Consider the following 13,538-nt stretch of genomic DNA (forward strand, 5'->3'; position numbering starts at 1 on the left):
ACCTGGAGGGTCGTCCGTTGTTCAGCATCACCGTCCGCGATCACATCATGATCGCCCACAGCTTCCGCGGCGAGGTGTTCGGGCCCGCGCAGCGACTGCACGGCGCCACTTTCCTGGTGGACGCGACGTTCCGCCGCGAACAGCTGGACGAGGACAACATCGTGGTCGACATCGGCCTGGCCACGCAGGAGCTGGGCGCCGTCACCGCCGAGCTGAACTACCGCAACCTCGACGACGAGCCCGAGTTCGCCGGCGTCAACACCTCCACCGAGTTCCTGGCCAAGGTCATCGCCGACCGGCTCGCCGAACGCGTCCACAAGGGCGCCCTCGGCGAGGGCGCCAAGGGCCTGACGGGGATCGCGGTCACCCTGCACGAGTCGCACATCGCCTGGGCGAGTTACGAGCGTGGCCTGTGACCGACCTGACCGTCGAGCGGGCCCGTCTCGCGTACGTGCCCGCGCAGTCCGTCGTCACCGACAACACCGGAATCGTCCCCATGTCGCTGCGTACCGTGCACTTCGTGATGCCGGGGGACGTCGACGACCCGGCCGCGCCCAGCGGAGGCAACGCCTACGACCGCCGCATCTGCCTGGACCTGCCCGGCTTCGGCTGGCAGGTCGTCCGGCACGCCGTGCCCGGCGGCTGGCCGCGCCCGGACGGCTCCGCCCGCGACGGGCTCGCCCGTACGCTGAGGGACCTGCCCGACGACACGGTCGTCCTCCTCGACGGCCTCGTCGCCTGCGGCGTCCCGGAGATCGTTCTTCCCGAGGCCGCACGCCTGCGCCTCGCGGTCCTGGTCCACCTGCCGCTCGGCGACGAGACCGGCCTGGACCCGGCCGTCGCCGCCGGCCTGGACGCCCGCGAGCGGGCGGTGCTGCGCGCGGTCCCCGCGGTGATCGCCACCAGCGACTGGGCGGTCCGCCGGCTCGTCTCCCACCACGGACTCGCCCCCGGCCGGGTGCACACGGCCGCACCCGGCGCCGACATCGCACCGCTCGCGCCCGGCACCGACGGCGTCTCCCGGCTGCTGTGCGTGGCCGCGGTCACCCCGCGCAAGGGCCAGCACCGGCTGGTGGAGGCGCTCGCGACGGTCCGGGAACTGCCGTGGACCTGCGAGTGCGTCGGCGGCCTCGGCCACGATCCCCACTACGTAGCCCACTTGCGGGAACTCATCGCCCGGTACGGTCTCGCCGACCGCCTGCACCTGACCGGCCCGCGCTCCGGCGCCGACCTCGACGCCGCGTACGCCACGGCCGACCTGATGGTCCTCACCTCGTACGCCGAGACCTACGGCATGGCGGTCACCGAGGCGCTCGCCCGCGGCATCCCGGTCCTCGCGACCGACGTCGGCGGCCTGCCCGAGGCGGTCGGCCGGGCCCCGGACGGCGGGGTGCCCGGCATCCTCGTCCCGCCGGAGGACCCCGCCGCGCTCGCCGCCGAACTGCGCGGCTGGTTCGGCGAACCCGACGTACGCCGGCGCCTGAAGGCCGCGGCCCGGGGCCGGCGCGCCGCGCTCGACGGCTGGGCCACCACGGCCCGCAGCCTGGCGGCGGTCCTCCAGCGGCTTCCCCAGCCCCCCGGGAGGGCGGCATGAGCGACGGCGGTGCAGAGGTCGCGGTCCGGTCGGACGGGCTGATCCCCGTTCAGCCCGGCCCTGTCGAGGGAGCGTCCGGGCGGAAGTCCGCGAACGCGCGAGGCGAGGAGGTGCGGGCCGTGGACATCGTGGACATGGGCATGGACATGAACATGGGTGTGGGTACGGGGGGCCCGGGCGGGGAGTCCGCCGGCGAGCGGAGCGCTCCGCCGCGGCCGGCGGCCGGTACCGCTGCTGTCGCGGACGGCGCCGCCACGCCGGTCATCGCCGGTGCCGGACCGGTGACCGGCCCCGGCGAGCGGGCCACCGTACGGCTGCGGGACGGTGGACCTGAGCAGCCGCCGCGGTACGCGCCCGAGTGGCTGCAACTGCGGGAGGGCGCCGACGCGGCGGCCCGCGCGCGGGAACTGCTCGCCCCGCTGCGCAGCCGGCTGTCCGGCCTGCCGGGCCGGACCGGTGGCCGGGTGGTGCACGACCTGGGCTGCGGCACCGGCTCGATGGGCCGCTGGCTCGCGCCCCGCCTGGACGGCGCCCAGCACTGGGTCCTGCACGACCGCGACCCCTACCTGCTGCACTTCGCCGCCGTGGCCTCCCCGCGCTCCGCCGCCGACGGCGGCCGCGTCACGGTCGAGACCCGGCGCGGTGACGTCTCCCGGCTCACCGCGGACGTGCTGACCGGGGCGTCCCTGGTGACCGCGTCCGCACTCCTCGACGTCCTCACCCGTGAGGAGACCGAGGCCCTGGCGGACGCCTGCGTGGGCGCCGGCTGCCCGGCCCTGCTGACCCTCTCCGTCGCGGGACGCGTCGACGTCGGCCCCGGGGACCCGCTGGACGACGAGATCGCCGAGGCGTTCAACGCCCACCAGCGGCGCGACGGACTGCTCGGCCCGGACGCGGTCACCGTGGCCGGCGAGGCGTTCTCCGAGCGAGGGGCGACGGTCCTGCTGCGCCCGAGCCCGTGGCGGCTCGGCCCCGAGGAGGCCGCGCTGACCGAGCAGTGGCTGCGTGGCTGGGTGGGCGCGGCCGTCGAGCAGCGGCCGGAACTGCGCGGCCCCGCCGAGCGGTACCTGAGCGCACGGCTCGCCGCCTGTGCCGCCGGCACGCTACAGGTCGTCGTCCACCACACCGACCTGCTGGCGCTGCCCAGGGAGACGGGCGAGGCAACGTGACCGCGAGGGCGGCGGCAGCCGCGACAAGGCTGACCCCGGCGGCCGACACCGGCAGACGCACGCGCAGAACACCGAGGGACCGGGCACGTGCCCGGGTGGCGCCGGTGCCGGATCAGGCACTCGCGCGTGTGGGGTTGGTGTCGGCCCGGTCTCGTGCGCGAGTGGCGCCGGGGCCGGATGCCGAGCGCGTCCAGGCGGCACCGGCACGGGACCTGGGACGTGTCCGTGCCGGATCCGTGTCGGACCGGGAACGCGGCCGTACGGCGCCGGTGTCGGTGGCGTCGGGACCCGGCTCGGTGCGGGTGCGGGCGGCGCGCGGGGGACGCGCGCGGGGAGTCGCGGCGGACGTGCGCCGCGCGCGGGTGACGCCCGAGCCCCTCGTGCCCGTGCGGACGGCTCCCAGCGCGGCGCACCCCGCGCATCCGCCGAGCGCCGGGAGCAGCCCCACCGCCGCTCCCGCGCAGTCCGGCGCTCCCCGGCGCCCGGACTCCCGCGCCCTGCGCACCCACCTCGGCACCCTCACCGGTGCCGTCATCGTCGCGGTCCTGCTGTGGCGGCTCGGTACCGGTGTGCTGCTCGACGGGCTGCGCCGGATCGACTCCGTGACAGTGCTGGCCGCGCTGGGGATCGGGGCGGTCACCACCGTGTTCAGCGCGTGGCGCTGGCAGTTGGTGGCCCGGGGGCTGCGGCTGCGGCTTCCGCTGGGGGCGGCCGTCGCCGACTACTACCGGGCGCTCTTCCTGAACGCGGCCCTGCCCGGCGGGATCCTGGGCGATGTGCACCGGGCGGTCCGGCACGGGCGGAGCTCCGGTGACGTACGGCGCGGGGTGCAGGCGGTCGTCCTGGAGCGGGTCGCGGGGCAGCTCGCGCTGACCGTGGCCGGCGCGACGGTGCTGCTGACCCTGCCGTCCCCGGTGCGCGCCGAGGTCCGCGTCTTCGCGCCGCTGGTCGCCCTGGCCGCCGCGGGGGCGCTCGCCGTCGTCCTCGCCGTCCGCATGAACCGTCCCCCGCGCCGCCGGGGCGGCGCACTGCGCCGGGCCCTCGCCGAGGCGCGCCAGGGCCTGGTGTCCCGGCAGAGCGGGCCGGGCGTCGCGCTGTCCTCCGCGATCGTCCTGGCGGGGCACCTGGCCACGTTCGTGGTCGCCGCCCGGGTGGCCGGCTCGGCCGCCCCGGTCGCGGTGCTGCTGCCCCTCGCGGTGCTCGCCCTGGTGGCCATGGGCCTGCCGCTGAACGTCGGCGGCTTCGGCCCCCGCGAGGGCGTCACCGCGTGGGCGTTCGGCGCGGCGGGACTCGGCGCGGACACCGGAGTGGCGGTCGCCGTCGTCTACGGCGTACTGAGCCTCGTGGCGAGCCTGCCCGGCGCCGCCGTCCTGATCCGGCGCCGGTTCGAGACCTCGCGCACCCCGTCCTCCCCGCCGCCGGACGGCCTGCCGGCCGGGGCCGCCCCCACGGGTCCCGGCCGGCAGGGCACTTCGGGCTACTTCCGTTCCGCCGCCGCGGTGAGCAGGGCGGCGTACGGCCCGAAGGATTCCGCCAGGCTCGCCAGCAGTGCCTTTCCCTTTTCCGCCGAACCCAGGGAAGGGCGGCCGATGACACCGGATTCGGTATAGGCGGACATTCCCACGGTGAGCAGGTGCCGACGGTCGTCGGCGGTGAAATCGGCGGACTCGTGACCAGGGCGGACGAATTCGGGGTGAGCGTGCAGCAGAATCGAGGTCTCGATTTCTCCCGCGTGCATGTCGGTGAGCAGCGAGGTGACCACTCCGGCCCGCTCCCGCGCCGTCTCCCAGTCCTCCGCGGCCGGGAACAACGCCATCCGCTCGCCGCGCGCGGACGCCTCCTGGACGACGTTGCCCAGGACGTAGTTGCCGCCGTGCCCGTTGACCACGACCAGCGCCTCGACGCCCGAGCGGCGCAGCGAGGCCGCGATGTCCGAGACCACCGCGTGGAGGGTCACGGCGGAGATGCTGACGGTCCCGGGCCAGGCCGCGTGCTCGTGCGAGCAGGAGACCGTCACCGGGGGAAGGAGGTGCACCGGGTACGCGGCGGCGATCTCCCGCGCCACGGCGCAGGCGACCAGCGTGTCGGTCGCCAGCGGAAGGAACGGCCCGTGCTGTTCGAAGCTTCCGACGGGAAGGACGGCGACCTGTGCTGAAACACCCGCCCCGCGCCTTTGTACGTCTTCCGTGGTGTCCGTCGGCATCACGCCCTTCGCCACTTCGCATTCCACCGTCCGCGCGCCCGAACCACTCATCGTTCCACGGCCTTTCGTCTCTGTTGAGGAATCAGATCATGACAGAAAACACCGGCGTCAACATCGGCGTGCTCGGCGAGAAGTCCCCGCGGCGTTCGGGCGCGGAACGCGTCGTGAATGCACCGCTGCCCACCGTGTACGGGAAATTCCAGGCGATCGGTTACCTGGACCACGACCGTGGTGACGAACAAGTGGCCCTGGTGTACGGCGAGATCGGCACCGACGACGTCCTCGTCCGGCTGCACTCGGAGTGCCTGACCGGCGACGCGTTCGGCTCCCGGCACTGCGAGTGCGGCGACCAGCTGGAGGCGGCCATGCGTGCGGTGGTGACCCAAGGGAGCGGAGTCGTCGTCTACTTGCGGGGCCACGAGGGCCGGGGTATCGGACTGCTCGCCAAGCTGCGCGCGATGGCCCTGCAGGCGGAGGGCCTGGACACGGTCGAGGCGAACCTCGCGCTGGGCCTGCCGGTCGACGCCCGTGACTACCGCGTCGCCGCCGAGATCCTGCGCGACCTCGGGGTGGCCTCGGTACGGCTGATGTCCAACAACCCGCGCAAGCGGGAGGCGCTGGTCCGGCACGGTATCCAGGTCGCCGAGCAGGTGCCGCTGCTGATCGAGCCGTGCGAGAGCAACATCACGTATCTGCGGACCAAGCGGGAGCGGATGGACCACCATCTGCCGCATCTCGACGCCGTCGCCCACGGCTCCTGACACCGGACCGCCGGCCGGGAGCGCACACGGACCCCCGTCCGGCGGCGGATCCGGTTCAGTCCGTCACAGCCGCGTGTGCCAGCCGCCGCAGCTCCGGGAGGATCTTCAGCCTCTTCGGGCGCACCTGGGTCATGAATTGGACGGTCAGGTCGTGCGCCGGGTCGACCCAGAAGGCGGTGGTGGCCACGCCGGTCCAGCCGTAGGTGCCGGCGTGGGACGGCGCCAGGGTGCGGGCGGGGTCGGTGACGACGGAGACGTTGAAGCCGAAGCCGAGGCCGTCCATGGCCGGCTCCTGGTGGACCGGGGCGCCGAAGGAGCGGATGGTGGCTTTGCCGGGCAACTGGTTGCGGGTCATCAGGGCGAGCGTACGTGGGGACAGGAGCCGTACCCCGTCCAGCTCGCCGCCCCGGCGCAGCAGCTCCATGAAGCGGTGGAAGTCATGGGCGGAGGAGACCAGGCCGCCACTGCCGGACAGGAACCGGGGCCGGCCGTGCACCGGCAGCCCCGGCACCGGCTCGATCCCGCCCTCGTCCGTCTCGCCGTACAACTGGGCCAGTCTGCCCTCCTGTCCGGGCGCGAGGTGGAAGCCGGTGTCGGTCATGCCGAGCGGGCCCAGGATCCGCTCGGCGAAGAACGCGTCCAGCGGCCGTCCGGACACCACCTCGATCAGCCGGCCGAGCACGTTGGAGGCGACCGAGTAGTTCCACCGGGTGCCCGGCTCGAACTGCAGCGGCATCCGTGCGTACAGGTCCACGGTCTCGGCGAGGTCCTTGCCCGGTGGCACCGAGTACTCCAGGCCCGCCTCGCGGTAGAGGGCGTCGACGGGGTGGCGGTGGTAGAAGCCGAAGGTCAGGCCCGCGGTGTGGGTGAGCAGATGCCGGACCAGAACCGGGCCGGCGGCCGGGCGGGTGCGCACGTCGGTGCCCGAACCGCTCTCGTACACGCGCGGGCCCGCGAACGCGGGCAGATACCGGTCGACCGGGTCGTCCAGGGAGAGCCGGCCCTCCTGCACCAGCAGCAGCACCGCGACCGCGGTGACCGGCTTGGTCATCGAGTAGATCCGCCACAGCGTGTCCGGCTCGACCGGCAGCCCGGCCCCGACGTCCCGCAGACCGTGGACGGTCAGATGGGCGACCCGGCCGGCACGGGCCACCGCCACCAGGAAGCCGGGCAGACGGCCCTCGTCGACATGCCGGGCGAGGTGCCGGTCCAGCCGGTCCAGCGCCCCGGCGTCCAGTCCCGCTTCCGCCGCCTCGACGTCCTGCCGCAGCTGTGCCATCGCTCTCCTCCGGTCGTGTCGTCCGCGGTTGCTCCCGGCCGCACCGGGCCGCGTCCGCTTCTCATCGTCGCGCAGGACCAGTGGCCGGGACCGGCTCGTCCGCGATGTGTGTGACCGACGCGACGGCGGCCGGCCGGGGCGGCGCGAGCACGGGCACGGTCCACCTCGCGCGACCGGTGGGGGAATGCGGCGGGAGCCGGGCGAGTTGATCCGGATATGACCCAGGACTCCCCGCAGGACGCGCTGCTCGGCCTGATCTCCGAAGGCCACGGCGGTGTGCTGGTCACCCTCCGGCGCGACGGCCGCCCCCAGTTGTCCAACGTCAGCCACGCCTACTACCCGGACGAGCGGATCATCCGGATCTCGGTCACCGACGACCGCGCCAAGACCCGCAACCTCCGCCGGGACCCCCGCGCCTCGTACCACGTCACCAGTGCCGACCGCTGGGCGTACGCCGTCGCCGAGGGCACCGCCGAGCTGACCCCGGTCGCCGCCGACCCGCACGACGCGACCGTCGAGGAGCTGGTCCGGCTCTACCGCGACGTCCTCGGCGAACACCCGGACTGGGACGAATACCGGGCCGCCATGGTCCGTGACCGCCGCCTGGTGGTGCGGCTGCGTGTCGAGCGGGCGTACGGCGTCCCGAGGAGCTGACCAGGCCCCCCGGCGGCGCCTCGGCGGGACCCGGTCGACGGCCCCTCGGGCGGGTCCAGGGCTACGGGGCCTCGGACGTCCGCGTCTCGATCGCCCGCAGCACGGCGGCCATGTCCTCGCCGCCGTACCCCTGTGCCACCGTCTCCTCGAACAGGGTGTGACAGACGTCGAGGAGCGGTGAGGCGAGGCGGGCCTTGCGGGCCGCCTCGGCGATCAGCCGGTTGTTCTTCAGTACGTCCAGTGCCGCCGCCTGCACCGCGAAGTCCCGCTCGCGCAGCTTGGGTGCCTTCATCCGGGACACCGCGCTGGCCATCGGGCCCGCGTCCACGACGTCCAGGAACAGCCGCCGGTCCAGGCCCTGCCGCTCGGCGAAGTGGAACGCCTCGGCGAGCCCGGTCACCTGGGTGATCAGGAACAGGTTCACCGACAGCTTCATCAGCAGCGCCCCGGGCGCGGGCCCGCACACGAACGTCTCCCGGCACATCGGCGCGAGCAGCGGACGTACGGCGGCCACGGTCGCCTCGTCGCCGGCGAGCATGGCGACCAGTTGCCCCTGCTCCGCCGGCACCCGGGACCCGGAGACGGGCGCCTCGGCGTACCGGCCGCCGGCGGCCCGGATGTCGCTCTCCAGGGCGTGGGAGTACTCCGGCGAGGTCGTGCCCATGTGCACGATCGTCCGGTCCGCGACCCGCGCGGCGAACTCCGGCGTGCCCCGGCCGAGGACCGCGTCCACCGCGGCCTCGTCGGCGAGCATCAGCAGCGCGGTCTCCGTACGCGTGAACACCTCGCCGGCGTCCGCCGCCACTTCGGCCCCGGCCGCGCGCAGCGGTCGTGCGCGGTCCGGGGTGCGGTTCCAGACCAGCAGGGGGGTGCCGGCGGATGCAAGGCGCAGGGCCATGGGCCCGCCCATGACTCCGAGACCGATGAATCCGACGTGCACGGCGGGGCCGCCCTTCGCGCCACGGGCCGACTATGACAGTGGTCATAGTAGCGCCGGTTATGACGGTGGTCATAGGGTGGGACGCGGGATGGGAACGAGGAACGGAGGCCGACGATGACGCGGGAGCGGCGCGGACCGCGGGAGCGGATGGTCTTCAGCGCGGCCCAGCTCATCCGGCGGGACGGCGTCACCGCCACCGGCATGCGCGAGGTGGCCGCGCACGCGGACGCACCGCGCGGCTCCCTTCAGCACTACTTCCCGGGCGGCAAGGAGCAACTGGTCAACGAGGCGGTGCGGTGGGCCGGACGGTACGCGGGCAAGCGCGTCGCCCGTTTCCTCGCGGGGCTCGAGGAGCCGACGCCGAGCGGCCTGTTCGCGGCCATGGCCGCCCAGTGGACCGACGAGTACGCGGCCGACGGCTTCGCCGGGGGGTGCCCGGTCGCCGCCGCCACGGTCGACTGCGCCACCTCGGGCGACTCGACCCGGCAGGCGGCGGCAGCCGCCTTCGCGACCTGGCGGACCCCCCTCACCGAGGCCCTGACGGGCATGGGGGTTCCCGCCGCACGGGCCGGGTCCCTGGCCACCCTCATGATCAGCGCCCTGGAGGGCGCGATCCTGATGGCCCGGGCCGAGCGGGACGCACGGCCCCTCGACACGGTCGTACGGGAACTCGGCCCCCTGCTCGACGCCGCCGTACGCCCCTGACCCGCAGGATCAGCCCGGCCCCGCCGGATCGGCCACGGTCGCGGCGCCGGCCGTCTCCTCCTCGGCCCACGCACTGCGCCGGGTGGCGGCCTGGACGGACCTGCCGGTGAGCGGGTGACGCGCCGCGCGGTGGGTGTCAGGCCGTCACCGCGCGGTCCGGCCCGCCGTCAGATAGGCGATCACCATGTCCCCGAGCATGGTCCGGTAGTGCTCCCGCCGCGCCGGGTCCACCAGGTCCCGGCCGAACAGGGCACCGAACGTGTGCCGGTTGGCGACCCGGAAGAAGCAGAACGAGCTGATCACCGCGTGCAGGTCCACCGCGTCGACACCGGTGGTGAACAGCCCGCGCTCCTGCCCGGCGGCGAGGATGCGGCGGATCACGTCCAGTGCCGGGGAGGCGATCCGGCCGAGCTCCTCGGAGGCCGCCATGTGCACGGCGCCGTGGATGTTCTCGATGCCGACCAGCCGGACGAAGTCCGGGTGCCGCTCGTGGTGGTCGAAGATCAGCTCGGCCAGCCGCCGGATCGCCGCCACCGGGTCCAGGTGCTCGACGTCCAGCTGGCGCTCGGCCTCCCGGATCACCCCGTACGCCCGCTCCAGCACGGCCGTGAACAGCTGTTCCTTGCCGCCGAAGTAGTAGTAGATCATCCGCTTCGTGGTGCGGGTGCGGGCGGCGATCTCGTCGACCCGGGTGCCGTCGTAGCCGCCACGCGCGAATTCCTGCGTCGCCACGTCGAGGATCTCGGCCCTGGTGCGGGCGGCGTCACGCACCCGCTCGCCGGGTCCGGCCGGTTCTTCGACGCTGGTCATCGGTGTCCTTCGGGCCATGAGGCGCCGGGGCGGCGCGCTCCTTCGCGTGCCGGTGATTGTAGAAGCCGGGCCCCGGCGCACGACGGGGGCTTCCGGGCGGCCATCACTGGCGGCTGACCGTGCGGGTGACACCGGCGATCACCGTCGTGGCGAGGATCCAGCCGGTGAGGACGAGGACGTAGGCGAGCAGCTGGTACCAGCCGTGCGGGGCGAACGCGGAGTCCTGCCCGAAGGAGATCACCGGCAGCAGCAGGTCGAGCGTGTAGAACACCGGGCTGAACGGCGGTGCCTCGCCCGCCTTCAGCGGCTGCGGGTGGTGCAGGGCGTAGGTGACGGAACCGAGCGCGAGCAGCGACAGCAGCCAGCCGGCGGCGCGCAGCGGACGGAAGCCGTAGCCGACGGTGACGTCCTGCACCAGGCCCCACAGCCGGCCGTACCAGGGAAGGGTGTGCCGGCGCCGGCGCTGCTTGGCGAGCTGTACGAGCCGGGCCGCGTGGTCGTCGCCGACCCGGCGGTAGGACGACGTCAACTGCTCGTAGGCGTGCGGCACATGGCCGTCGCGCTCCCGTTCCAGCATGGGCAGCCGGCGCTCGGCCGGCTCGTGCGGGACGAGCGAGGTGTAGGTGAGCTCGCCGAGCAGCACCTCGTCGGGCACCGACTCCGGCTCCAGGTAGAGGACTTCGACCTGGGCGCGGCGCAGATTGAGGGCGCCCTCCATGGGCGGCCCCTTGCGCAGCCACAGCTCGCCGATGGTCGTGCTGCCGGCCCGCAGGGCCGAACCGCCCGGACTCGACAGGAGGGTGTACGACAGGTCCAGCCGCCCCGCGATACGGGCGCCGCGCAGGCCCGTCCAGCCGCGCACCTCGGCGTACCGGACCAGCATGTCGCCCCCGACGGCGAACGTCTCCGCGTCCAGCGCGGCGCCTTCGGGCCGGCTGAGCCGCGCCTCGTTGAGGTTGACCGACCCGGCGACGGTGGCGCCGTTCAGCCGTATCTGCCCGTGGGTGCGCAGCCCCGGCGCCCACAGGTCGGCGCCGACGGCCGCCTGGTTCAGCTGGAGCACCGGCTCCTCGCCACCGGGCGCGGCCACGTGGGCGCCCTCCAGATACAGACTGCCGGTGATCCGGGCGCCGCCCATCCGCACGACACCGTGACACCGTGCCCGGGTCAGGCGCATGACGCCGTCGACCTGCACGGCGTGGGCGACCAGCCCGGGCAGGACGGACTCGCTGAGGTTGAGTTCACGCAGCCGGGCCGCGTAGCACCGGGGAGCCTCGTCGAAGTGGCAGTGGCGCAGCCGCACCGGGTGGTCGACCGTCGCGTACTGCAGATCGAGCCGGCCGGTGATCCGGGCGCCCGCGAGGTTCAGCGACGGTATCTCCCCGTCCTGCCGTGGCCCGTCCAGCAGCAGTGCCCGCAACACCTCGGCCCGCAGGGTCCGTCCGGGTCCCCAGTGCTCTCCCTCGGCGGGATCGTCCTCGCTCGTCTCCCGGAAGTCCACGGCCTCCCCCCGGGGGAACGCCCGCCACACCCGCTCCTCGGCCGCCGTCAGCTCGTTGGTCTCCACCAGCGGGACTCTGACCCGGGGTGCGAGCCGCTGTCAATCGGCGGCCGGGACCCTGCGCGGGGTACCGCCGCCGGCACGACGGCACGGTGCCCCCGCACCGCCGGAGACAGCGGTGCGGGGGCATCCGGGTGGACGAAGGACCCTAGGGTCGGACGTTCCACTCCGCGATCACCGGGCGGCCGTGTTCGGTCGACAGCCGGCTGACCGTGCCCGTGGCCAGCTGGAACAGCCGGCCCTCGGCGGGCGGCAGGCCCAGGCGGCGGGCGGTGAGGACGCGCAGGAAGTGGGCGTGGGCGACGAGGACGACGTCGCCGGCGTCCTCGGTGAGAGCCGCGTCGACGCGGGCCAGGACCCGGTCGGCGCGGGCGCCGGCCTGCTCCGGGGACTCACCGGGGTGTCCCTCGGGGCCGGGCGGCACGCCGTCGGTCCACAGGTCCCAGCCGGGCCGGGTGCGGTGGATTTCGGCGGTGGTGATGCCCTCGTAGCCGCCGTAGTCCCATTCCCGCAGGTCGGGCTCGGGTTCGACCGCGGGTATGCCCGCCAGTTCGGCGGTACGCAGCGCACGGCTCAGCGGGCTGGCCAGGGCGTGGGTGTAGGTCCGGCCGGTGAGCAGCGGGGCGAGGGACTTGGCCTGTTCCTCGCCGTGCCCGGTCAGGGGCAGGTCGGTCCAGCTGGTGTGCTGCCCCGACCGGCTCCACTCCGTCTCACCGTGGCGGACCAGCAGGAGGTCCCCCACGGCGGCTCAGTCCTTCTTCTCGACCGCGTGGCCACCGAACTGGTTGCGCAGGGCGGCGATCATCTTCATCTGCGGGGAGTCGTCCTGCCGCGAGGCGAACCGGGCGAACAGGGAAGCGGTGATCGCCGGGAGCGGCACCGCGTTGTCGATGGCCGCCTCGACGGTCCAGCGGCCCTCGCCGGAGTCCTCCGCGTACCCGCGCAGCTTCTCCAGGTGCTCGTCGTCGTCCAGGGCGTTGACCGCGAGGTCGAGCAGCCAGGAACGGATGACGGTGCCCTCCTGCCAGGAGCGGAAGACCTCGCGGACGTTGTCCACGGACTTGACCTTCTCCAGCAGTTCCCAGCCCTCGGCGTAGGCCTGCATCATGGCGTACTCGATGCCGTTGTGGACCATCTTCGAGAAGTGTCCGGCGCCCACCCGTCCCGCGTGGACATAGCCGTACGGGCCCTCCGGCTTGAGCGCGTCGAAGACCGGCTTGACGCGGCTCACGTGCTCCTTGTCGCCGCCGACCATGAGGGCGTAGCCGTTCTGCAGGCCCCACACGCCGCCGGAGACGCCGGCGTCGACGAAGCCGATGCCCTTGACGCCGAGTTCGGCCGCGTGCTTCTCGTCGTCCGTCCAGCGCGAGTTGCCGCCGTCGACCACCGTGTCGCCCTCGGACAGCAGGTCCTTGAGCTCGTCGATGACCCCCTGGGTGGCCGTCCCGGCCGGGACCATCACCCAGACCGTGCGCGGCGCGTCCAGCTTCTCGACCAGTTCGGCGAGGGACTTGACGTCCGAGACCTCCGGGTTGCGGTCGTAGCCGATGACGGTGTGGCCGGCGCGGCGGATCCGCTCGCGCATGTTGCCGCCCATCTTGCCGAGACCGATGAGACCGAGCTGCATGATCAGTTCTCCTGAGCGTTCTTGAGAGTGCGGTAGGCGGCGACGAGGGCCGTGGTGGACGGGTCCAGACCGGGTACGTCCGCGCCCTCGGTGAGGGCGGGCTCGACCCGCTTGGCGAGGACCTTGCCCAGTTCCACGCCCCACTGGTCGAAGGAGTCGATGTTCCACACGGCGCCCTGTACGAACACCTTGTGCTCGTAGAGGGCGATCAGCTGGCCGAGCACGGACGGGGTCA

13 protein-coding genes and 2 pseudogenes are annotated in these 13,538 nt (G+C 73.9%); 7 read left to right on the top strand and 8 right to left on the bottom strand.

Annotation, left to right across the window (positions count from 1 at the left end; genetic code table 11):
- Positions 1–17: 17 nt before the first annotated feature.
- The 4 genes and pseudogenes from AB0B40_RS31340 to AB0B40_RS31355 all read left to right on the top strand — a co-directional run.
- A complete protein-coding gene (locus AB0B40_RS31340; RefSeq protein WP_345047246.1) occupies positions 18–416 on the top strand; it encodes a 6-carboxytetrahydropterin synthase in 399 nt (132 codons plus the stop codon).
- Entirely contained in the window at positions 413–1,594 is a 1,182-nt protein-coding gene (locus AB0B40_RS31345) for a glycosyltransferase family 4 protein (protein ID WP_345047247.1), read from the top strand. Before AB0B40_RS31340 ends, AB0B40_RS31345 begins: the two co-directional genes overlap by 4 nt.
- A complete protein-coding gene (locus tag AB0B40_RS31350; protein ID WP_345047248.1) occupies positions 1,591–2,763 on the top strand; it encodes a class I SAM-dependent methyltransferase in 1,173 nt (390 codons plus the stop codon). The genes AB0B40_RS31345 and AB0B40_RS31350 overlap by 4 nt, the downstream gene beginning before the upstream one ends.
- Before the next feature lie 386 nt (positions 2,764–3,149).
- A pseudogene (locus tag AB0B40_RS31355) lies at positions 3,150–4,112 on the top strand (lysylphosphatidylglycerol synthase transmembrane domain-containing protein); the annotation flags it as partial.
- A 128-nt stretch (positions 4,113–4,240) separates the two neighbouring features.
- Here the strand turns inward: AB0B40_RS31355 and AB0B40_RS31360 are convergent.
- Positions 4,241–5,017 carry a creatininase family protein gene (locus AB0B40_RS31360; protein WP_362266877.1) on the bottom strand — a complete coding sequence of 259 codons (777 nt, stop codon included), beginning with the start codon at positions 5,015–5,017 and terminating at the stop codon, positions 4,241–4,243.
- Positions 5,018–5,055: 38 nt separating this feature from the next.
- Here AB0B40_RS31360 and ribA point away from each other — a divergent pair, with 38 nt between their 5' ends.
- A complete protein-coding gene (gene ribA, locus AB0B40_RS31365; RefSeq protein ID WP_345047251.1) occupies positions 5,056–5,727 on the top strand; it encodes a GTP cyclohydrolase II in 672 nt (223 codons plus the stop codon).
- Positions 5,728–5,782: 55 nt separating this feature from the next.
- Here the strand turns inward: ribA and AB0B40_RS31370 are convergent, their stop codons facing one another.
- Complete coding sequence (locus AB0B40_RS31370; protein WP_362266879.1) at positions 5,783–7,006, bottom strand: serine hydrolase domain-containing protein; 1,224 nt, start codon at positions 7,004–7,006, stop codon at positions 5,783–5,785.
- A 216-nt stretch (positions 7,007–7,222) separates the two neighbouring features.
- Here AB0B40_RS31370 and AB0B40_RS31375 point away from each other — a divergent pair, with 216 nt between their 5' ends.
- A complete protein-coding gene (locus AB0B40_RS31375) occupies positions 7,223–7,660 on the top strand; it encodes a PPOX class F420-dependent oxidoreductase (protein WP_362266881.1) in 438 nt (145 codons plus the stop codon).
- Between the two features lie 61 nt (positions 7,661–7,721).
- Here the strand turns inward: AB0B40_RS31375 and AB0B40_RS31380 are convergent, their stop codons facing one another.
- Positions 7,722–8,600 carry an NAD(P)-dependent oxidoreductase gene (locus AB0B40_RS31380; protein WP_362266883.1) on the bottom strand — a complete coding sequence of 293 codons (879 nt, stop codon included), beginning with the start codon at positions 8,598–8,600 and terminating at the stop codon, positions 7,722–7,724.
- Between the two features lie 114 nt (positions 8,601–8,714).
- Between AB0B40_RS31380 and AB0B40_RS31385 the strand changes: the two genes are divergently transcribed.
- Positions 8,715–9,305 carry a TetR/AcrR family transcriptional regulator gene (locus AB0B40_RS31385; protein WP_345047257.1) on the top strand — a complete coding sequence of 197 codons (591 nt, stop codon included), beginning with the start codon at positions 8,715–8,717 and terminating at the stop codon, positions 9,303–9,305.
- Between the two features lie 144 nt (positions 9,306–9,449).
- Here AB0B40_RS31385 and AB0B40_RS31390 read toward each other — a convergent pair whose 3' ends face one another.
- From AB0B40_RS31390 to AB0B40_RS31410, 5 genes and pseudogenes are all read right to left on the bottom strand, one after another.
- On the bottom strand, positions 9,450–10,115 hold the full coding sequence (locus AB0B40_RS31390) for a TetR/AcrR family transcriptional regulator (RefSeq protein ID WP_345047259.1): 666 nt from the start codon (positions 10,113–10,115) through the stop codon (positions 9,450–9,452).
- Positions 10,116–10,218: 103 nt separating this feature from the next.
- A complete protein-coding gene (locus tag AB0B40_RS31395; RefSeq protein ID WP_362266885.1) occupies positions 10,219–11,682 on the bottom strand; it encodes a membrane-associated oxidoreductase in 1,464 nt (487 codons plus the stop codon).
- 142 nt (positions 11,683–11,824) lie between these two features.
- Positions 11,825–12,418 carry a histidine phosphatase family protein gene (locus AB0B40_RS31400; protein ID WP_345047262.1) on the bottom strand — a complete coding sequence of 198 codons (594 nt, stop codon included), beginning with the start codon at positions 12,416–12,418 and terminating at the stop codon, positions 11,825–11,827.
- 6 nt (positions 12,419–12,424) lie between these two features.
- Positions 12,425–13,303, bottom strand: coding sequence for a phosphogluconate dehydrogenase (NAD(+)-dependent, decarboxylating) (gnd, locus tag AB0B40_RS31405; protein ID WP_345047263.1), 879 nt, complete (start codon positions 13,301–13,303; stop codon positions 12,425–12,427).
- A 2-nt stretch (positions 13,304–13,305) separates the two neighbouring features.
- Positions 13,306–13,538, bottom strand: a pseudogene (locus AB0B40_RS31410) (glucose-6-phosphate isomerase); the annotation flags it as partial.

The sequence above is a fragment of the Streptomyces sp. NPDC042638 genome, from assembly GCF_040647235.1.
Classification (GTDB): domain Bacteria; phylum Actinomycetota; class Actinomycetes; order Streptomycetales; family Streptomycetaceae; genus Streptomyces; species Streptomyces rameus.

Excerpts from the sequence above, each read along its gene's own strand:
- AB0B40_RS31390 (WP_345047259.1), bottom strand. The coding sequence starts at position 10,115 with ATGACCAGCGTCGAAGAACCGGCCGGACCCGGCGAGCGGGTGCGTGAC.
- AB0B40_RS31350 (WP_345047248.1), top strand. The coding sequence starts at position 1,591 with ATGAGCGACGGCGGTGCAGAGGTCGCGGTCCGGTCGGACGGGCTGATC.
- AB0B40_RS31360 (WP_362266877.1), bottom strand. The coding sequence starts at position 5,017 with ATGAGTGGTTCGGGCGCGCGGACGGTGGAATGCGAAGTGGCGAAGGGC.
- gnd (WP_345047263.1), bottom strand. The coding sequence starts at position 13,303 with ATGCAGCTCGGTCTCATCGGTCTCGGCAAGATGGGCGGCAACATGCGC.
- ribA (WP_345047251.1), top strand. The coding sequence starts at position 5,056 with ATGACAGAAAACACCGGCGTCAACATCGGCGTGCTCGGCGAGAAGTCC.
- AB0B40_RS31385 (WP_345047257.1), top strand. The coding sequence starts at position 8,715 with ATGACGCGGGAGCGGCGCGGACCGCGGGAGCGGATGGTCTTCAGCGCG.
- AB0B40_RS31370 (WP_362266879.1), bottom strand. The coding sequence starts at position 7,006 with ATGGCACAGCTGCGGCAGGACGTCGAGGCGGCGGAAGCGGGACTGGAC.
- AB0B40_RS31375 (WP_362266881.1), top strand. The coding sequence starts at position 7,223 with ATGACCCAGGACTCCCCGCAGGACGCGCTGCTCGGCCTGATCTCCGAA.